General features: G+C 38.5%; 19 protein-coding genes. 2 read left to right on the top strand and 17 right to left on the bottom strand.

The features are described from left to right. Positions 1–117 precede the first annotated feature (117 nt). From A6733_RS00160 to A6733_RS09575, 7 genes are all read right to left on the bottom strand, one after another. A complete protein-coding gene (locus A6733_RS00160) occupies positions 118–903 on the bottom strand; it encodes a hypothetical protein (RefSeq protein ID WP_139057464.1) in 786 nt (261 codons plus the stop codon). 656 nt (positions 904–1,559) lie between these two features. Beyond that, positions 1,560–1,889 (bottom strand): hypothetical protein, encoded by a 330-nt coding sequence (locus A6733_RS00165; protein ID WP_141663319.1) that lies wholly within the window; start codon positions 1,887–1,889, stop codon positions 1,560–1,562. Continuing rightward, complete coding sequence (locus A6733_RS00170; RefSeq protein ID WP_092403802.1) at positions 1,852–2,061, bottom strand: hypothetical protein; 210 nt, start codon at positions 2,059–2,061, stop codon at positions 1,852–1,854. Before A6733_RS00170 ends, A6733_RS00165 begins: the two co-directional genes overlap by 38 nt. 75 nt (positions 2,062–2,136) lie before the next feature. After that, the gene (locus tag A6733_RS08605; RefSeq protein WP_175330538.1) at positions 2,137–2,283 is read right to left on the bottom strand and encodes a hypothetical protein; all 147 of its coding nucleotides are present in this window, start codon (positions 2,281–2,283) and stop codon (positions 2,137–2,139) included. A 1,108-nt stretch (positions 2,284–3,391) separates the two neighbouring features. Continuing rightward, entirely contained in the window at positions 3,392–4,117 is a 726-nt protein-coding gene (locus A6733_RS00175) for a hypothetical protein (RefSeq protein ID WP_092460213.1), read from the bottom strand. 1,355 nt (positions 4,118–5,472) lie between these two features. Next, positions 5,473–5,694, bottom strand: a complete 222-nt coding sequence (locus A6733_RS00180) for a hypothetical protein (RefSeq protein ID WP_092402925.1) — start codon at positions 5,692–5,694, stop codon at positions 5,473–5,475. Further along, on the bottom strand, positions 5,694–5,825 hold the full coding sequence (locus A6733_RS09575; RefSeq protein ID WP_278183829.1) for a hypothetical protein: 132 nt from the start codon (positions 5,823–5,825) through the stop codon (positions 5,694–5,696). The genes A6733_RS00180 and A6733_RS09575 overlap by 1 nt, the downstream gene beginning before the upstream one ends. A 2,018-nt stretch (positions 5,826–7,843) precedes the next feature. Between A6733_RS09575 and A6733_RS08225 the strand changes: the two genes are divergently transcribed. After that, a complete protein-coding gene (locus A6733_RS08225) occupies positions 7,844–8,011 on the top strand; it encodes a hypothetical protein (RefSeq protein ID WP_175330539.1) in 168 nt (55 codons plus the stop codon). 678 nt (positions 8,012–8,689) lie between these two features. On the opposite strand, the gene A6733_RS00185 is transcribed toward A6733_RS08225, so the two are convergent. The 10 genes from A6733_RS00185 to A6733_RS00225 form a co-directional block, all read right to left on the bottom strand. Further along, a complete protein-coding gene (locus A6733_RS00185; protein WP_092411260.1) occupies positions 8,690–9,409 on the bottom strand; it encodes a hypothetical protein in 720 nt (239 codons plus the stop codon). Positions 9,410–11,449: 2,040 nt separating this feature from the next. Further along, positions 11,450–12,145 carry a hypothetical protein gene (locus A6733_RS00200; RefSeq protein ID WP_092402917.1) on the bottom strand — a complete coding sequence of 232 codons (696 nt, stop codon included), beginning with the start codon at positions 12,143–12,145 and terminating at the stop codon, positions 11,450–11,452. Between the two features lie 1,746 nt (positions 12,146–13,891). Beyond that, positions 13,892–14,134 carry a hypothetical protein gene (locus A6733_RS00205; protein WP_092415453.1) on the bottom strand — a complete coding sequence of 81 codons (243 nt, stop codon included), beginning with the start codon at positions 14,132–14,134 and terminating at the stop codon, positions 13,892–13,894. A gap of 307 nt (positions 14,135–14,441) precedes the next feature. After that, positions 14,442–14,828, bottom strand: a complete 387-nt coding sequence (locus A6733_RS00210; RefSeq protein WP_139057609.1) for a hypothetical protein — start codon at positions 14,826–14,828, stop codon at positions 14,442–14,444. Next, positions 14,819–15,064, bottom strand: coding sequence for a hypothetical protein (locus A6733_RS00215; RefSeq protein WP_092403468.1), 246 nt, complete (start codon positions 15,062–15,064; stop codon positions 14,819–14,821). The genes A6733_RS00210 and A6733_RS00215 overlap by 10 nt, the downstream gene beginning before the upstream one ends. A 72-nt stretch (positions 15,065–15,136) precedes the next feature. Further along, entirely contained in the window at positions 15,137–15,271 is a 135-nt protein-coding gene (locus A6733_RS09580) for a hypothetical protein (protein ID WP_278183830.1), read from the bottom strand. Between the two features lie 1,038 nt (positions 15,272–16,309). Further along, the gene (locus A6733_RS00220) at positions 16,310–17,104 is read right to left on the bottom strand and encodes a hypothetical protein (RefSeq protein ID WP_092403470.1); all 795 of its coding nucleotides are present in this window, start codon (positions 17,102–17,104) and stop codon (positions 16,310–16,312) included. Between the two features lie 1,622 nt (positions 17,105–18,726). After that, positions 18,727–18,906 carry a hypothetical protein gene (locus A6733_RS08230; protein ID WP_139057546.1) on the bottom strand — a complete coding sequence of 60 codons (180 nt, stop codon included), beginning with the start codon at positions 18,904–18,906 and terminating at the stop codon, positions 18,727–18,729. Positions 18,907–19,140: 234 nt separating this feature from the next. Continuing rightward, entirely contained in the window at positions 19,141–19,302 is a 162-nt protein-coding gene (locus A6733_RS08610) for a hypothetical protein (protein WP_175330619.1), read from the bottom strand. A gap of 35 nt (positions 19,303–19,337) precedes the next feature. After that, positions 19,338–20,153 carry a hypothetical protein gene (locus tag A6733_RS00225; protein WP_092411263.1) on the bottom strand — a complete coding sequence of 272 codons (816 nt, stop codon included), beginning with the start codon at positions 20,151–20,153 and terminating at the stop codon, positions 19,338–19,340. 689 nt (positions 20,154–20,842) lie between these two features. Between A6733_RS00225 and A6733_RS00230 the strand changes: the two genes are divergently transcribed. Next, positions 20,843–21,184 carry a hypothetical protein gene (locus tag A6733_RS00230; RefSeq protein ID WP_092415451.1) on the top strand — a complete coding sequence of 114 codons (342 nt, stop codon included), beginning with the start codon at positions 20,843–20,845 and terminating at the stop codon, positions 21,182–21,184. Positions 21,185–21,664 lie beyond the last annotated feature (480 nt).

Below are 21,664 nucleotides of genomic sequence, written 5' to 3' on the forward strand. Positions count from 1 at the left end.
CAGCCCTGGAGCTTCTCTATACGCAACCTAGGAACCTATTGTTGTTTGCTTAGCAAGAACAATAATAAAACACCTATGGTTACTTACTCGAAATTTTTTTAATTCAGCCATTCCTCTTTATTTTTTTCGTTTTTTGCCTTGATATGGGTTTTCACATGGGATAGAAAATAGCCTCATCAGCGACGTTGTCGCGAGAAGTAGATATGCAAGCGCGCCCATGATAACAACACAACTCATGCCACTCACGAATGATCCATTCGAAGATGCACTTCCACGGCTGGAATTTTCTGATTTTGCAATATTATCAAGTGCAAATAGGATTAACACTATCGGTGGTCCCATTATAGCAAGGAGAAGTAAAAAAATAATTGATACTGCACCCACAATACCATGCCTTCTAAAATCGGCATTGATATGATCCCATAAGGTAACCTTTCTCCAAACAGCTCGACTATGGCCACGAGGATCTCGCGGTTTCTCAGGTATTCTTACCGCTAACAAACCATCAGATTTAGGCAGGGCGCCTACTTTACTGACTTGATTTTTTGTCTCAGACGCCGCTCTAGCAGCCATTTTTTGTCCTTGACCTCTATAAACTCTAGCTGCTTTTCTATCTTTTTTGTTCCATTCAACACCCTTTCTCCTCTTAGTAGGTTCCCCCTCTGCCTTTTTCTCTGACTTTTTTCTGGGTTTTGCACCCAATACCACGTATTCAGGTCCAAAATGGCCGGGAGCCTGCAGAGAGCCTCCGCTGGTCTTACCACTATTTCCTGATTTGCCATCCCCATCCTTATCTTGACCTATTTCCCCAAGGGGAGAGTTACCTCCTCCATTAGCAGTAGAACCATCAGTTTCTGGACCACTGCTATCATATGAAACACCTCGTGTTATCTTGTCATACATGCAAACATCCTCCATTATTATTTTTTTACTCCAGCTCCAATAACTTCGGTGTCAATAACCGACAAGGTATCAACCATCTGTTTAACGGAATAATATAGGAATAGGACGAAAAGAACCCGGGACAAGCCGTGGTAAAGATGGAAAAATATTACTCATATGAATTTTGTTGTTATAACAACTAACTAATAATAAGTACAATATAGATAGTTTGTATAAAGGTATATCCGTCGTAATACAGACAGCAGCGAAGGTACTAGGTACCGTAGTAAGAAGACCCCCTCTTTAGGGTTAGGTGGGTTTGTTTGGTTATTGTTATATTATTGCGTTAGGAGTGTAGTTTCCTTACGCCAACCTATATATGACAGACTTTGTGTATATCTTGCAAACAACAAGAACGTATCAGTTCTTAGTGCCAACAAAATTCAGGTAAAATTGAGTTTCCTTTGAGCTGTAGGTGAGACGGAGGAAAGTTTACTTTTTCCTTTGCTAGAACATGAGAACTTGTTCGCGCCCTGCTAATCGGGACACGCTAGTGTCCCAGATGCGTCATCCCTCCTTCATTGATAAGCAATTTATACCTGCGCATAATCTGATTAAGGGGAATGAAAAGTTACATGAAATCTGGAGTCACTCAGGACACGTACTCATACTTCTTCCTATTTCTTCTTACTTTTCTCGTTTTTTCCTAATCTAAGATCAGGCATTTTTGTCATAATCTTCAATAAAATTAACAGATACACAAGAGATCCAACAAGAACAATATAACCTAAGCCCCTCTCTAATGATTCATTTTCAGATGCACCTTCCCCGTCTGAATTTCCCGATTTTGCAATATTATCGAGCGCAAATAGCACCAACGCAATAGATGGTCCGAGCATAAAGACGAGAAAGAAAAAAATAATGAACAACGAACCTACAACACCATATTTCCTGAAATCATAACGCACATTAGCTACGAAGGTAGCTTTTTTTCCCAACTCGACCACTTCTTGTTTCCGTAACCTTATGTCTTGCTACTATTAAACCCGATATGTCTATTTCGTTGCTTTCACCTTTATTTTTTGTTACATCATCAGGCTTAGCAGTTCTCTCAGCAGTAAGTTCTTGCCCCCTAACTTTATGAAGTTTTGCTGACCTTCTGTTCTTTCTATGCCACACACCACTCCTCTCAGAAGGTCTACTTTTTTGTTTCTCATCTTTTCTTATTTTTTCTCTGATCTTTCTTTGGGTTTTTCATCTAAACCCCTGAGGTGTCTTAATATCTGGGGATGTTAAAGAGCCTCTGCTGGGCCTACTACCAGCCCCTGATTTGCTACTCCCATCCATATCTTGAGCTGCTGTCTCAAGGGAAGAGTTACCCCACAACACCAGCAGGCTCATCAGTCTCCGAATCACTGCCTCTACTACCTGGAATGCCTATAATTATCTTAGAGGACACGCAACTATCCTCCATTATCGTTTTTTTATCTTGGATTTTTTACTTTAACACCAATTACTGACAAGTAGGAAAACACCGATAGTGTGAGGCAGCCACATCTTGTTGTGGTAAAGAGATGAAAAAATATTATTTATATGAACTTTCCATCGTTATAATAAATAGGTAGTAAATATAGATAATCTGTGTACAGTGATGCACCCAACAAATACATCAGTGGAAGTATAATTAAATACCGCAGTACGCAGTAAAATCACATTGCTTTTTAGGACTACACAGATTTGCAGATTTATTTTGTTATATTGTTACATCAGGAAAGACAATTTTTTTCATTTTTCATTTCTCTCTTGATGATGAGTCTAATCTATCTTATGAATGACAAAAACGTGTTAGCTCTAGTTCTTAGTGTAAGAACAGAATTTAAACTTCATTTTCTTGAGTACTATAGTAGGTTGGAGGAGTATTTTGTCTGAATTTATTCAGACGGTTTACGAATTTTTTAACTAATGTATAAGGATAATTTGTGACATGAATTATCAATAATCCATAGTTCTTCGTTCCACACTGCTATAGCAGTGAGGATAGTTCCATTAGGGAGGGCGCTTTAATATGGCTACTAAGCACAGACTACCGGACCGTATAGATTTCTCTAGCAAGGAATAGAGCGAAGGAAAACCGCTTATGGCTGGCGTATACAAGAGGTGCCCCATTACAAAACACCGCAGTCGCCAGCCCTTCCTCTTTATTTGTTATCTGGTCAAGCACCTATAAGAGCAAGCAAGGTGAACGGCGCCGCAAGACCGCAATAATAAAAGCCACCTTGCAAGCAAGCAGGACTGATTGCTATGCCAAACGCTATACCGCGGTCCTCAAGGACTAAATTGATGAACAAAGCTAAATACATCACCAAATTACACACCGCGGTGATGAATTACAAACCAGCCCCCGATGAACGCCACGCGGCCAAACTGCGATCATATCAGAACAACCTATGAGCAAAGATACTTGAATATTCACAAGCCCACGTGTGTGCCACAAACAAGGGGGTTTTTCCTACCATCTTCTTCTCCCTCTTCTAGCGTTGCCGACAAGTACAAAAATAGTAAAGAATGCAATAAGTGTAAACATCTCAAGTATTGCCCTCCCAGATAATTGATGAGCTCCATGACCAAGGAAACTATGTAATTTTCCATGCTTTTTATAAAAAGGCTCATTCATCTGCTCTTTACGATATACTGACACCGAAAGTATTACCAGCGCCCCAAAAGCAAGGACCGCTAGCACAGAACAAAAAGCACAGAGGCCACACCTATTGGAACCAATTGAGCGAATGCCCCCCACCGACTCAAGTGTTCTTACCGCCACCAAACCTGATCGATCTTCTTCTGTGTCACCTCTAGCTTCTGCCTCAGCAGCAAGCCTAGCATCCCTATCGGCAGCCATTTTTTGCCCTTTTCCTCTATAAACTTTAGCCGCCCTTCTGTCTTTTTTATGCCATTCAACACCTTTCCCAGTTCTACCTCCCTTTTCTTCTTTTTTCCCTGACCTTTTCTTAGGCTGTGCACCCAATGCCACGTATCCGGGTCCAGAACAGCCGGCATATCCTTGCAAGGAGCCTCTGCCATGACTATCACCTCCTGATTTACCATGCTCACCACCGTCCTGACCGATTGCTCCAAGGGGAGAGCCACCTCCTCCAACGTCAGCAGGCTCACTATCCTCTGAATCACTGCTACCACCACCACTACCTGAAACATTTCGAGTTATCCTATCAGACATACAACTACCCTCCATTATTGTTTTTTTACCTTGGCTCGTTTCTCGTTTTTTTACTTTTACACCAATGATGATCGACAAGGAAGCAAACACCGATCACCGAACGGGGGGAACACCCATACCCGGCCGTGTTAAAGATGAATAAATATTATTTATATGAACTTTTTACTGTTGTAACAATGGATAAGTAGTAAGTAAAGTATAGACTGTTTGTGTACAGGGGTAAGCATGATACAGCAGTGTAAGTACTCAGTGTAAGTACTCAGTGGAAGTACTAACTAAATAACCGTAGAAAAGTCATATTGCTTTTTAGGATTACTCAGTTACGCAGATTTATTTTGTTATGCTGTTGGTACATTGGGAAAGGTAATTTTTTGCCTCTCTTATATGTACATGATAGGCTTCATCCGTCTTATAAATAACATAAATGTGTTGATTCTTAGAGCCAGTAAAATTCATTCAAAATATTACTCATTTTCTTGAGTACTAGGGGAAGGGGATTCGAGGAGAATTTTTGTCTATCACCAGAAATACGGGATCAATGCTCGCAGAAAATCCTGTTGCTTTAGTATTTTGTAAAACTAAGTACACTAATATTTTTGTACTTTGCTAATTTAGATGTTAATCAACTAAACCAAAATGCATCGTCCGGTTCTGTTAGTGTAAATGGCATGTTCAATTATCCAATTTTCTGGACTGAAGTGTAATTATCCATAAGCAATTCATATCCGTGCGTAACTTTGCCTAAGGGAAGAGCCACATGAAATTTAGCTTTCTCGTACATGATATGACTTACTATCTCTACTATACTCATAATTACTCAATAAATGTGGATTATGTGTGCGTTGGTCTGTATTATGTTAGTGGTAACTTTATTAATGAGGACGGAATTGGTCGTTTTTTATATGTCGCGGGTTGGTGCTCGCATTCGAACAATTGGAAATTAAAAAAAATAGAGCGACCAGAATTCCTTTTTTATATTCTTATTTTTTTATCTTTGTCTGAAGACCTACAACTACATTAATGATGCACATCAAGAAAAATAGAGACACAACTGACCCAACCAGAGGATAATATTTTTCTTGATTGATTTGCTTGAGGGTGCACCTCTTTGCTCGTAATCTACTGGTTCTGCATACTATTAAAGGAAGGCAGTGCTACTTAAATTGGCCCTCTTATTGTAATGGCAAGTAGCTAGCAAAGTACATAAATCAAATCAACTACAATTACTCAATCTACTGTAGGTTCTGCTACGTAATCTATATCTCCTGCCGTGATTATTGAGAGCACATCTTGGTTTCTCATGTATTCTTACTGCTCTTAAATCCGACAGGTACATTCTGCTTTCACTACCATTTTCAGGTGATATCAGCAACTAGGGAAATGTTTCTTACATTCCAAAGCAAAGATTTTTCCGATTTTCGGATAATGTTATGCTGTACATTATCTACTTTTTTATCGTTATGTTTTCCTTTTCCTCTTACTGTATACCCTCCTTTCGATTTTGCACCTAATCCTAAGGGTGATTTGGGGCTGTGTCTGGTTAAGGATGCACCTTGATCCATGATCTTATCCGCCATCAGTACTTTTTTTCTGGTTTTCTGCCACCTTTATTATCTTGGATTATCCTGAAAGCTATTGTTCTAAGATGAGATTCGCCTTCACTGGTATCAGATTTATCAATGTCTGAACCACCACCACCTTGAAGCATCGTATATTCTCCTATCAAATATGGAATTACCCATATTTATTGTTTTTGTTCTTGTGCTGGTATGACATTATCGTAACTACTGTGGTACTGTTACGAATATAGTGAGAATATTACTCGAAGAAATTCCGGAGTAAGGATGCTTTTGTACGGTCAAACATAGGCCACGGGTTTATACTGACTTGCAGTAAGGGAGAGATGAGCAAAGATTATAAAAAGACGTCCTCCCTCTGTTTCAGGTTGTTCTGTTTCTACCTGATATATTACCTGTAAGCATAATTAAAGCCAATAACGAGGCCGTAAAGAAGGAAGCTGAAAATGGTAAAAGTTACCCCCCTTCTACCAAATCCAGTTATTGAGCTAGAATATTTACTGGGGTCTTAAAGGGTAATAAATCGTAAGTAAGAACTGAAACAAGTGACATAAATGCCCAAATTATTACAATTAATTTACTCGTACTAGAATAAGAGGGGGCGTCAGTTTCTTCCTAAGGGGTTGATTATACCACGGACCACGCCTACTTCTAGGATCTTTGTTTGCACTCTTACTGCTATTGTTAATGTGAAGGCGCATTTATTGCCCCCGTCAGTATCGGCCTTAGCAACCATCTTGGCAGCACGTTGTTGCCCCTCTTTACCTTTATAAAACCTTGCCCCCTTTATGTCTCTTTTATATTGGTAGATACTATCTACTTACTGGTTTTGATTCTGGGAAAGATGACATGATTTAGGTTGATCGGAGCAGCCAGTAATTGATAACCAGGTATTTTGGGGATTAGAAAATATGGTAGCCAGTGTGTTGAGACTATAATACTACGTGGATTCTCTTGCATATCAATATAGGAAATGTAGTTCCTGCATTCATACTTTATTCATGTATGCCTTGACAGTTGAGAATACATTTCCCTTAGAGTGTAATTTAAAAAATTCTAATGACCTACCTACCTTACAAGCCAATAAGATAATTTATTTGTTACCAGTTCTCTAGTTACACGTCCTCTCCTATCTCTATGTCATCTTAGTGAATTTAACCAAGCGATGCTCCTACATATTTGCATAAGGCGATAGGCGATAGGCGATGACAAAACATATAGATACCGCAAGAATCATTAAGCATTGTTTGGACAATTTGAGTAGTCGTTTTCCAATAATAATCTACAGAATATGGCATGGTCGAGGATTATTGGAGTATCTGGCAATAGTTGACTAAGAGTTTGAGAGATAGGGTAAGTTTGATGGGGGTGCTGGTTGCTGTGCGGTAATTTTGCATCGTTCTGGAGAACCACAGCGATAGTTTCATCGCTGACTTGTTAGGTGCTTGGACAACCAAGATCGGAGCACCATTCTTTCAGATACAGCCAATCTATTCATATAGAAGAGGAATTGGTTAGGGATTGCTATCTTTCTACTAAAGATAAAAAAATTATTCTCAGAGTTTCCGTGTTCTGTAATACATAATATTCTATATGAAGATTTATGTACAAATTATGTAATAAAAACAATGTATATTACAACTGTATGACGATGTTACCGCTGAAATTGATGCTCCTATTACAAGGGAAAATGAGGTAAAATACGTAAACCAACTAACTAAATGACAACTCAACCTACTTGACTTTTAGGATTACTTGGATTTTTTGTTATGTTACTACATTAGGAAATATTTTTTGCCTCTCCATGATAAGCTTAATCTGTCTCATAAAAATAACAAAAACTCGTTAGCTCTTAGTTCCAATAAGGTTAGTTTAAAATTTCATTCTCTTGGATACTATGGAAAAGATGGAGAAGAGTCTTTTCATTATTATCCTAGGTTTATCCTTTCCTGTGAAGGTGAATGTTATGCCTAATTTGTTTAATCTGCTGAAATGTAGTCATCCATAAGAAATTTGTTCATATTCATATCTGTGCGTAGCTTTGCCTAGTGTAAAATATACATGAAATTTAGCTTTTTTGTATGATTGGTGATGAAGGTAGTTTTGCTCCTCATATAAGTGATGTTCAGCAAGGCTTAGATTCTTGTATTTGACTGGTTTTGATTCTGGCGAGGATGTGTGTATTGCTTTAGATTGTGCTAGTAGTCAGTTTTATTCAGATGGGCACTACAAGATTTTTAACGAATTTATGAATTCGGATGATTTTTCGTCCTATTTGTATAATTTGTGCAGTTGTTTTCCGATAGTGTCTACATAAGATGGCATGGCGGAAGATGATTGGGCCAGTGCCATCACTTTATGAAGTAGAAGTGCCACTAACTAAAGAATCTTTAATCAGACATGAAATTACTCTTTGCTCTTGTAGTATATTATTTTTATGGCAAAGGGATATATAAATAGAGCGATGTACGTTTATTACATTGATATCAGTAAGGCAACAATTTTACTTGCTAGCTATATACTATAAGTTTTATAACGGGCGGGGTATATATTTTTACATTTTCACGTTATATTCATACAAGTTAGGATTAGAGATCAGCCAATTATTATCCAAAAGGTCACTGGCTTTACATCAGTAGAATTTTTAGACTTAATAAACGAAGATTACTGCGGTATGTAGTAATAATTTCGGTGATTTTTTGAATTGTAGTTGGTGTTTTTTTTATTCTATGAAGTAGAAAGGCGCTTCGGCGTGGAGTGGTAGTGAAAGTTTTTCTGCTCCACCAGAGTACTTGTGTACTTACTGAGATTGAGGTAGCAACAATCTATTAACGAGAATAAACACTAAATTTTTTTAATTCTATATACGATTTGATACGACTTGTAATAAATTACCTGACAAGGCAGGTGACAGCAGTAATCACAAAAAACCACCCCACCAACATAAACATACAACTTACCACCGAGCACACAATCGCTTCATATCATTCTACCTCTACCTGTTAGGATTTCTTCTACCAGATAGAGTGCCTATAAGCATAGCGAGTAACGCCAACAAGGCCGTAAAAAGAAGAGCTACTAATCTTGTGATGGCCGTCTTCTTAAGACCGGTTATCGCGCCACGCGCCAGATCGGAGCTTTCAGAGGCTAATAAATCGTAGGTAAAAAATGAAAAAAAGAATGCAAACATTGACATTATCAAAAACAAGTCACGGGCAACATTTACATCAGTGCTAGTTTTTTTCCTAGATGGTTGATCACAACCTGGACCATGCCTAGTTCTGGGGCCTGTGCCCAACACCCTTACTGGTTGATAGAGTCTAGTAGTAGCGGTAGTGGTAACTTTTTCACACCTGTCAGCAGACTCAGCGGCCCTCTCAGCAGCAATTTTTTGTCCTTTACCTTTATGAAATTTCGCTGCCTTTCTGTCTCTTTTATTCCATTCGACACCCTTTCCAGTACTCTTAGCTGCCTTTTCTTCTTTTCTCTCTGCTCTTTTTCTGGGTTTTGCACCTAATTCCCGCGATTCAACATGGCCCGGGGATGCCAAAGAGCCTCTGCTGGACCTACCAGCACTTTCTAATCTGCCACTTTCCCCATCCCTATCTTGATCGACCGCTCTAAGGGAAGAGTCATCTCCTCCAACATTACCAGTAGGCCGACCAGCTCCTGAATTACTGCCACTATCTACATTGCGTACTACCCTATCAGACATACAATTACCCTCCATCATTGTTGTTCTTTTACTTTGGCTTGTTTTTTTACTCTGATATCAACGATGCTGACAAGAAAGCAAACATACTGGGAGAAGCACTAGCACACAGTTATGCTAAAGATGAATAAATATTATTTATATGAACTTTTTATTGTTAGAGTGATAAGTAAGTAATAACTAAATGTAGATAGTTTGTATATAGGGATATCCGCAATGCAATAGTGAAAGTACCAGTTAAATACCCTAGTATAATCATATTTCTTTTTGGGATTATGCAGATTTTTTTACTGTTTGTTATGTTATCACATTAAGAAAGGTAATTTATTTTATCGTGATGTGCTTCGCCTATCTCATAAAATACTTGTTAGCTCTTATTGGCAACTTGCTGTAGGGTATACCGTAGGAGTGTTTTAGCCCATTGTTTGAATTTATTCAGATTGTTACCACAGAACAAAATTTTTTAATGAATAATTTGTGATATAAGCCATTGACAGTTTTTCGTACCACACTAACGAAGCTGGCACAGCTCCACTAGAAGCACTTTTATGCATCCAAATACACCGCATAATGGATTTCTCTCTAGCGGGGTAGGGGGCAGGAATCGCAAGAAAATCACCTACAGTCGATGCATATAAATGTAAAAGAATATGTCCCATTATATACCTATAGGCAGAGCGAACAGTGTAAGACCACAACAAGAAAAGCTACCAATTTTGCTGAACAACTCTAAAATCCTCAAATCAGATCGCTATGACAAACCACGTGGGACCCCCAAGGACCAGCATGTCTACACACACGCGCTTTACCACCCCAGAACATATTCATGGACATAGGGACCAAGACAAACACGTACATTCGTAATCTCCTAAAAGCTAGCCACTCCTCTATCTTTTGCGTCTTCTACCTTTGTTTGAAGGTTTATGCATGCATATCAAAGCAATAACAAACACAAAGACAAGCAGATACGCAACCATAAACGCAACTACATTAATACCACCACTTTTGACAGGTTTAGTTCCAGGTGTACTTTCCTGAGTATTATTTACTGATTCTAAAGTATTGCTGCTAATACTAAGCAAAGACATTAATGCTACAAGCGGCCCTACTAATATAACAAAAATTGCTGACAATTAGTAAGTATAGATGGTCTGTACTTAATGGTATCTGCGATACGATGCTGGAGTGGAAGTACCAGTTAAATATCTTAATAATCTTAGTAAAATCATCTTGCTCTTTAGTATTACGAATATCTATTTGTTACCGTATTTTCATAAAAAGCATGATGTAAAAATAGTGTTTTCTCTTTTTAACTTCAAATACCAATAATATCATATCTATACTTAGTAAAATTATTAGATTTATTAATAACCACCATGCAAGTGCTAACAATGATAGAATATGCGCGCATTCCTATACGCTTTGTTACCGTGTGTAGAAAGATACATAATTATAAGCTCGGCATAGGACTGAGCTCTTTGTACTGTCTTAATAATTTTTAAATGTACCTGGAAAATCGCAAAGTTGTGATATGTGTAATGATGCTAGTAATAAGTTTTATCCAGATAGGTGCTACAATATTTTTAATGAGTTTATGAGTCAGGATGATTTTTTTCATCTTATTTGGATAATTTGTGCAATTATTTTTCGATATTATCTATAGAAGATGGTACCTCATAGGATGATTGGAGTGGTTTGCAATCGTTGACCAAGAGATTGATGGTAGAGAATAGTTAGCAAGAGGTGTTATCTTTGTTCTGATCTTTATTTTTACGTAAAAGTTACGTAAGAGAACAGAGATGTTTGAAACATTTTCTTTGGGTAATGGGCCTAGTTACGCACGGTGATTTCTCATAATTCTGGAGAAATTGGTGACTGGTGATAGCTCTGTTGATAGTACCTTTGTACAATCAAACACAGGCGGTAGATATGCACCGACTCCCGTAAGAAGTGAGAAAGGGGGGCAAAGATCGCAAAAAATGCCCCCACTGGGTAGAGATTCTCCTCCACACACACCATTACAGAACAAACACGTTTTTGGCCTCAGGCCGTTCTATTTCTAGCCGGTATAGCACCTGCAAGCACAGCCAAAAACAGTAACAATAACAAGTTCATAAGAGATGTAACTGAAAGTTTTAGGATTACCGATCTACCGAGCCCAGTTATTAATCCAGACGGTGTATCGGTATCTTCAAGGGTTAATAAATCGTAGACAGAAATTGCAAAAAATATCATAAGTACTGAGATTGTCACAGTTAATTGACGTACAAGAGCAACATTATTGGCGCCACTTTTTCCCCTACTTGGTTGATGATAACTACCAGGACCTTGCCTACCCCTAGATCCTGCTCCTACTACTCTTACTGCTGTTGTATTGTGTGATGATGATGTGGCGGTATCTTCTCTACCCCTAGCAGAAGCCTCAGTAGCAGCAAGAAATTGCCCCTGACCTTTCAAAGATTTTGCTGATTTTCGGGTAGGGTTATTCCATACATCATCTTTTTTCTTCCGACGCCTTCCCTTACCTTCCCCGTGTCCCACTTTCGGTCTTGCACCCGATTCTCTAGATGATCCATAGCCACTAGGACTTGTTAATGTCGCTGAACTATGACCACCAGCTTTACCTTCAGCATCTTGGCCTACCGCTCTAAGTGTAGACACACTTTCACAGGTATCATCTTCGTCAGTTTCTGAAATATCATTACTACCTGAAGCACCATATATTCTTTTGTCAGACACACTATTGTTCTCCATTATTGTTTTATCTTTTTGTTTTGATACCAAAGATTGACAAGGAAGCAAACACCGACCTACACGTGAGAAGTGATAAGCACCGCGCCTGATCATCCTAAAGATGAAAAGATATTATTTATATGAACTTTTTATTGCTATATCAATGAATAAGTAGTAAAAGTGAATGTGGATGTAAATGTAGATAGATAGTTTGCATGTACGGATATCCAAGATACAATAGTTAAATCAAGTAGTGATTAAATACCATAACAACCTTAGTAAAATCACATTGCTTTTTAGTATTGATCATTTAGGCATATATGTATTCCGATAATCGCTACATTAGGATTTTTTGATGGACTTCATATATCTTATAAATATAAATAATAACAAATAACAAAGATGTGTTAGTTCTTAGTGCTAATACCTTTCAAAATTTCATTTTCTTTAGTATTTGTAGAGGGGATTGATGGGGGCTTTTGACTATTGCCCTAAAATGTTCATATTTGTTGCTAATTAAATGTGACGTCAACACAAACAAAATGCATTACTCTTTCCTTTGAATATAAATCCATACCCAATTTACCCAATCTGCTGAAGTGTGGTTATTAGTAAGCAATTTACATATGTGTGTAACTTTTCCTAAGTGAGCTAATTGGTTCTATGTCTGCAGTCTACTTATAGGCGATTATAGTTATATACAAGCAGATAATTGTAGATGGTGAAAGAAACAGACACCCGCGGCAGTTGTAATAACAAACTTAACATGAACGCTTATTCTGTTCCCATAGTAGAATAGGGGATATTCTACCTATACTTGGGCATATACTGTACATGATTGCTATTTCCAGCCTATTTGGCGTTGTACCCGACCTATTGCTGCTCCCAAAACCACCAGTACTGGAAAATCTCTTACATTTTTATCGCCCTCTTTTCATTCATCAGCATCAGTAGCTAGAAAATGTCTATGACATTTCGAAAATTTTCTGACTTTGTCGTTAAGTTTTTCTTTGTCTCTCCTGTGTTCTGCTTTTAGTTTTGCACCCAATTATTGAAGCTGGGGCTGCGGCTGATTAAGGGCACATTTACCCTATACGGTCTCTCCTCTTATATTCTTTGTTTCTACTTGAAGCGAATATGATTATAAGAGTCACAATTAGCACTAATGAGGACAAAAAATTATTTGTGATGATTTTGATTCTGGTGAGGATGCTGTGTATTGTTTTAGATTGAGCTAGTAGCAAATTTTATTCAGATGGGTACTACAATATTTTTAATGAGTTTATGAATTTGGGTGATTTTTTATCCTATTTGGATAATTTGTGAAATTGTTTTCAAGTAGTATCTATGGAAGGTGGTATTGCCTAGGGTGATTGGAGTGGATTGTAATCATCGATCGATATTTTGGTAGTAGAGCAGTTAGTAGGAGATTATATTTTCGTGAACCGATCTTTGTTTTTAAGTAAAAAATTTACTCTACCAATGATATCTTACTCAAGACAAATTAAGCTGAGACATTAACAGAAACTTTTGAAACATTTTTTGAGCTAGTAGGTTTGCTACGGAACAGCGATTTCTCATAATGTTATAGGAAAACAAGCCACGTACATCGCTGAATCATACTAAGACGTAGCAGGTCTATCAATCTAGCAGTTCTTGTTAAACATTATTTAGGCCAGCAAAACAACAACGTTTCAGAATAAACAGGAACCAACATACGTACGTACATTCATAAGCTTTTTGTCGTATGTGCTACATAAAGTCAGCCATTTCCCTTGCCTTATTTTTTTTATTTTTGTTTAAAGATTTACATACCCAAAAACGATTCCTCATTGTTGATTCATTTGAAAATTCTTTATCGCGGCAAGAACTTCCTGATTCTGTACCGCTAAATGGTGATAGCATCGCTGAAATTACCTTTAGAAGGGAAAGCGAGGGGAAAACACATAAATCAGATAAATTACAACTAAACCTACAATTGTTGCTACCGCGCAACCCAGCCCTTACACCACCGTGATACTGCGACCATATGACTGTGGGCCATGTGTTTTCATTGTTCCCGAATTTGACAGTTCTCTTCCGCTACTATCAGCACCTTTTTCTCCGTCGTAATTAGCACCCAGAAGCCGTTTCTGGCACTTGGAAAGATTTCGCCGATTTCGAAAAACATAAGGGCTAGGGAAGCCATGTTAGGAGAACACATGCCATACTCACTGTGCTCCACCCTAGAACAAGTCAAACCACCTACGGGTATTAATACACGTACCTATACTCTTAAGCTTTCAAAAGTTAATCACCACCTCTATTTCTTGCGTTTTTTACCCTTGCTTGAAAATCTATGAGCACACCACATGGCAAGAAGGCACATTGAGAGAAGCAGATACACAACCATAAATACAACCTGACGAGAGCTACCTCCTCCCAGGACTGGGCTACTTGCAGACGCACTTTCCTGAGAGTTATTTACTGGTCCTGCGGTATTACTGCTACTAAGAACACTAATTAAAGATACTAACGCTGCAATCGGCCCTCCTACCGTAACAGAAGTTGCTAAAAAGGAAAATAACCTACCAAACCTACCCATATGATGGTCGATGCTACTATGCTTTGGTTCAGCTCTCCTAGCGTGATGATGATGACCATGGTGATGGGTTCGCGGACCTTCTGCTCTTACTACTATTAAGCCCAACCCGTCATCTTCTTTGCCTTTATCTTCTTTACCTTTTCCTGCAGCAGCATTTTTAGCAGCCTTAGCAGCTTCTTCAGCGGCAGTCTTAGCAGCTTTCTCAGCAGCAAGTTCTTGACCCTTACCTTTATGTATTTTAGCCGATCTTCTGTCTTTTTCATTCCATTCGATGCCCTTCCCAGTATGATGTCTACTTCCCTTTCCTTCTTTTCCCTCCGTTTTTTTTCTGGGTTTTGCACCTAATTCCCGTGATTCATCATGGCCTGGGGACGTTAAAGATCCTTTGCTGGACCTACACTACCACCTCCTGATTAGCTACTCCTTACATCCCTATCCTGACCGACAGCTCCAAGGGAAGCATGACCCCCACCAACATCAGCAGGACCACTACTAGCTTCTGAATCGCTGCTACTACCTGAAACATCGCGTGGTATCCTATCAGACATACAATGCATTCCTATATTGATATTGCTGTTCTTTTACTTTTTTACTCTGTCTGATACTTTACTTTAAACACCGATGATGATCGACGTAAGTAAACGTAGATCGGCATAAGCTCTAGCACCTGATTCTGCTAAAGTAAAGATGAATAAATATTATTTATATGAATTTTTTATTGTTATAGTAACGAGTAAGTAATAAGTATAGGTAGTTGTGTATGGTTGTATCCACAATGCAATATAGTAGAAGGTACTGATCAAGTACCGTAGTATAATCGTAGTAAAATAATATTGCTTTTAAGATTGAGCAGATTTTTGAATTGTTCATCATACTACTGCATTAGGAAAGATGATTTTTTATATTTACGATAGCCTTCGTCTATCTCATAAATAACAAAGACGTATTAGCTCTTAGTGCTAATAAAATTAGTTTAAAATTTCGGTTTTATTGGGTACTGTGGGAAAGGTAGAGAGGAGTTTTTTCCTATTGTCCGAAACCCTAGAGTAGTGTCTGTTGTTTTAGTATTTTTATACACATCAATATGCGTTTGTGTTTTGATAACTATACGTCACGCCAAAGTAGCCAGAACTCATCATTTTACTCATTACTGTGAATGTAGACAGCATTCCAAATTTATCTAATCTGACGAATTATAGACATATGTAAGCAATTTATTTATATTTATGCGTAGCTATAACTAGGTAAAAGCTACGTGAAATTCTGTTTCACACATCTGACGAATTATAGACATATGTAAGCAATTTATTTATATTTATGCGTAGCTATAACTAGGTAAAAGCTACGTGAAATTCTGTTTCACACACAAGTAATGTTGAGCAAGGTTTAGATTTACTGATGGTGCTATTTACTTGTTATCCCTCAGCATTGTACCAAGCGGCCGCAAAGCCGACTCTGACCCTTGGAAGACTCTGCCTCTCTACAGAGGCGTTTGCCCATATGAGCTCTATACTACAATAAGCAGCTACTATTGTGTAATTTTAAGATATACACGCACATTCGTAAATTTTTAAAAGTTATACTTCCTATCTTTTGTGTTTTTTATCTTTGTTTGATGATCCACGCGTACACACTAGGAAGGCAATAACACATATTGAGATAAACAGATATGCAACCATAAATACAGTCTGAGGAGAATAACCCCCCCCAGAAGCTGTCTTAGTAACATCTGAAGATGTCCTTTCTTGAGTATTGTTTACTGAAGTATCACTACTGAGAAGACTAATCAAAGACAGCAATGCAGAAAGCGGTCCCAATAGCATCGCAACAGAAATTATGAACCCAGAAAATGCTTTGCCAAGCACATTACGGCCGGCGGTAGTACCACCATGATGTGAATCGGTTTTCCTACCGTGATGATGCTTGGTCCGCGGACCCACTGCTCTTAGTGCCACTAAACCAGATCCATCTTCTTTACCTTTTCCCTCAGCAGCAGCCTTAGCAGCCTTAGCAGCTCCTTCAGCAGCATCCCTAGCGGCTCTTTCAGCAGCAAGCATCTGTCCCTTACCTCTATAAAATTTTGCCCCCTTTCTGTCTTTTTTATCCCATACAACACCCTTCCCAGTATGTTTACTTCCCTTTCCTTCTCTTCCCTCTGTTTTTTTTCTGGGTTTTGCACCCAATTCCCGTGATTCAACATGACCTGGGGATGTCAAAGAGCTGCTGGACCTACCACCACTTCCTGATTCTCCACTTCTCCCATCCCTGTCCTGACCGGTCGCTCCAAGAGAAGAGTCGTGTCCACTAACATCGTCACTAGATTCACCAGCTTCTGAATCACTGCTACTACCCGAAACACTGCGCGTTATCCTATCAGACATACATTCCCCCATTACATTATTGTTGTTCTTTTACTTCAGCTGCTGCTAGTTGTTGCTGCCAGTTTTTCTACTTTTCCACTTTGAGACCGATGATCACTTACAATGATGGTTTACTTACAAGGAAGCAGACTCAGGAGGAGCACCAGCGGAATATGCTAAAGATGAAAAAGTATTATTTATATGAACTTTTTTGTTATTAGAGTGATAAGTAATTAGTAATTAGTAATTAGATAGTTTGTATTGCATGTATGGATATATGCAGTACAAATAGTGGAGTAGTGGAAGTACTAATTTAACACCGTAATAATATAGTCATGTTGATGTTGCTTTTTAGGATTAAGCAGATTTCATTCGTTATGTTATCACATTAGAAAAGGTAATTTTTCATGATAGTCTTCTTCTATCTCATAAATGACAAAAACGTGTTAGTCCGTAGTGACAATTAAATTAGTTTAAAATTTCATTTTCTTCTCTGGTACTGTAGGAAAGATGGGGGAGAATTTTTTCTGTTGTCCGAAACATGGTATCAATGCTTGGAGTAAGATCTGTTGTTTTAGTATTTTTGACAGTCCGGTATGCGTTTGTACTTTGCTAATTAGGTGTCATGTCAGCGCACCCAAAAACATCATCCTTCCCTGTGAAGGCAAATGTCATGCATAATTTATCCAATCTGCTGAAATGTAGTCATCCATAGGAAATTTATTTATGCATAGATTTTTCTAAGGAAAAAGCTACATGAAATTTGGCTTTTTGTACGGTTAGTGATGAAGGTAATTTTGTTCCACGTATAAGTAATGTTGATCAAAGCTTAGATTTATTGTAGATGCTATGTATTTGTCTGTTTTTAATTTTGTAAAAGATGACATGACCGAGGTTGATCGGAGCAGCTAGCAATTTATGAACAGGCATTTGGGATTAACAAATATTGCAACCAGTATGTCGAGTATTATAATGCCAAATACATGACACTATATGTTGTATACTGCATAGCAACAGTTAATGTAGCTTTCACACATCTACTTTGTTCATATATTACTCTCTAATTGAGAATACATCCCACCTTAGAGTGTAGTTTAAAACACTCTAACGACATATCCCACTTGCGTCCAATAATTATTCGTTACCAGCTCAAATCAAGTTTAGATGCAAACATAAATGTTTGAAACATTTTTGCAATAGTAATAATTTTTATTTAACAAGTAGAGGTTGGTAATTAGCACAGGAAAGCGGCCACACATAATCCTATGAGGGCTGTTCTCCTAATTGTTTCATCAATATAAATTACCCACATAACTTTACTTATTACCCATTCCTTACCTACACACCTTATTGCCTCCTAGCGTGCTGCCATCTGTGCTCTTCATGAATTTCACCAAGCAACAATAAAACGTACAAACATCACGATAAAATCGTTAAGCAGCGAATTGTTGTCTCTTTGTATCACACAATTCAATCGAGCCTACTGATTCTCCGCTCCAGTTTGCGTACAGTCGATTACACGACAATTATAGGCGACAGAAGAAGCAAACACCCTGCAACAGCACAATGGAAGCCGGTCCATCGACGGACGGACACTTAGCCTCCGCAGGAAGCAGCTTCCCCTCGCAAGGGACACCTCACCATCACCCTGCTGTTAGATAGTCTCTGCCAATTCTTCTTCTTCTAATGCTTTCCCGATATACCATAACCGGGAATTGAAGTGTCACCGTCATCAGCACCATTTCCTCTCTTATAGGTTTACGTATTAAAATAGGAGACGCAACATCTTCCATTTTCTCAGATCTATCGACCCACTCCTCCAAGAGGCGGTGACTTCATATTCATGGCTACTTTCACTGGTTTACGGATTGCTACCACCCGAAGTATTTTGTACTTCCTGTATTTTTCTATTAAACACGCAACCTCCCCTTTTTACTATGTTTACTATTCACGCACACGTCCCGGAGAGCATAATCACCCATTTCTAGCCCTCACACAAACAAGACGCCACCACATTCCAAACGTATGGAACAAAAGCGTTCTTACCATTCTTAAATTTAATAGCCATTTTCTGCCTTCATCGGCACCTCTTCCTCCAGCAGCACTAATAACAATCTCTGACCTTTAGAAGATTTTGCTGATTTTATTAAGGGGGATGCACTCCTACATGCATCCCATCCTATGATGGGCCACCCATGATTATCAAGATACGCACACACACTCGTAAGCTTTTAAAAAAAGTTGATTACCTACTCTATTTTTTGCGTTTTTTATTTTTGCTTGAAGATCCAGAAGCAGCACACGTTAAAGCAATAACGCATGTCAATAAAATTAGATACATGACCGCTATTGCAACCGCACGATAATAACCACTTCTCAGAACTGGCCCAGTAGTAGGAGGTGCATCTCCTTGTGTTTCAGCCGCATCACTAGCCATATCAAGCAAACACACCAATGCTGCGATTGGTGCTCCTAGCAAAGTAACAATAAATAGAAGAAGGTATAAACCACCAAACAAATTACCAAACCTACCCATATCAGGGTCGATGTCACCACGTTCTGGTTTAGTTCTCCTATGACTATGGTGACCATGGTGGTGGGTTCGCGGGCCTTCTGCTCTTAGTACTATTAAGCCCGACCCGTCATCTCTTTTATCCCCACCTCTTCCTTCGGCAGCATCCTTAGCAGCCCTAGCAGCCTCTTCAGCAGCAGTCTTAGCAGCTCTCTCAGCAGCAAATTCTTGCCCCCTGCCTCTATAAAATTTTGCTCTCCTTCTGTCTTTTTTATTCCATTCGATACCTTTCCCAGTACGTTTACCTCCCTTCCCTCCCTTTTCCCCTCTTTTATCTGATCCCTCTTTGGGTCTTGCGCCTAATTCCAGTGGTTCACGGCCTGGGGATGCCAAAGAGCCTCTGCTGGGACTACTACCACCTTCCGATTTGCTACTTCCATCCTTATCTTGACCGGTGGTCCCAAGGGGAGAGCTACCCCTCCCAACACCAGCAGTTTCATTATTTTCTGAATCACTGCTACCACTATCCGAAACCCCACTCGCCACCCTATCAGACATAAAAATAAACCCCTGTTATTGTTTTTTTACTTTGTGCTTTTACTTTTGCGACAACGGCGGCGCCGATGACCGACAAGGCACCGCACATCATGCAGAAAGCACCTACCTCCCGGGAGGGGTAAAGATGAAAAATATTTATTTATATCAAATTTTTATCATCACGATGTCAAATAAGTAATAAATATATATAACCTGTACTTTAATGGAGTCTATGGTACAGCATAGGAGTGGAAGTACTAGTTAAATGTCGTGTCAATCTTAGCAAAATCACCTTGCTTTTTAGTATTACACAAATCTATTCCGGCACATCTCTACATTAGGGGATTTTTTGATAAACTTAATATATTTCATAAATATAATAACGAAAATGTGTTAGTTCTTAGTGCGTTCAAAATTTCACATTTTCTTTAGTAACTTGTAGAGGGGATTGATGGGGTCTTTTGACTATTGCCCTAAAATGTTCATATTTGTTGTTAATTAAATGTGAGGTCAACACAAACAAAATGCATTACTCTTTCCTTTAAATGTAAATCCATACCCAATTTACCCAATCTTCTGAAGTGTGGTTATTAGTAAGCAATTTACACGTGTGTGTAATTTTTCCTAAGTGAGCTAATTGGTTCGACGTCTGCAGTTCACTTATGGGCGATTATAGTTATACAAGCAGATAATTTTAGATGGTGAAAGAAATGGACACCCGCGTCAGTTGTAATAACAAACTTAACATGAACGCTTATCCTGTTCCCATGACGAATAGGGGATATTCTACCTCTACTTGGGCATATAAGCTGTACATGATTGCTATTTCCACCCTATTTGGTGTTGAACCCAACCTATCGCTGCTCCCAAAACCACCAGTACTGGAAAATCTCTTACATTTTTACCGCCCTCTTTTCCTTTATCAGCATCAGTGGCTAGAAAATCTCTATGACATTCCGGATATTTTCCAGCTTTGGGGTAATTGTATGCCGTACATTACTATCTCTTTTGTCATTAAGTTTTCCTTTGTCTCTCCTGTGTTCTGCTTTTAGTTTTGCGATCAATTATTGAAGCTGTGGCTGCGGCTGATTAAGGGCACACTGACCCTATACAATCTCTTCCTCTCACATTCTTTGTTTCTACTTGAAGCGAATATGATTATAAGAGTCACAATTAGCACTAATGAAGACAAAAAATTATTTGTGTTGATTTTGATCCTAGGTAGGATGTTGTGTATTGTTTTAGATTAAGTTAGTGGCAAATTTTATTCAGATGGGTACTACAATATTTTTAATGAGTTTATGAATTTGGGTGATTTTTTATCCTATTTGGATAATTTGTGCAATTGTTTTCAAGTAGTATCTATGGAAGGTGGTATTGCCTAGGATGATTGGAGTGGATTGTAATCATCGATCGAGATTTTGGTAGTAGAACAGTTAGTAGGAGATTATATTTTCGTGAACCGATCTTTGTTTTTAAGTAAAAAATTTACTCTACCAATAATATCTTACTCAAGACAAATTAAGCTGAGA

It is taken from the genome of Candidatus Ichthyocystis sparus, from assembly GCF_900078745.1.
GTDB lineage: Bacteria > Pseudomonadota > Gammaproteobacteria > Burkholderiales > 2013Ark19i > Ichthyocystis > Ichthyocystis sparus.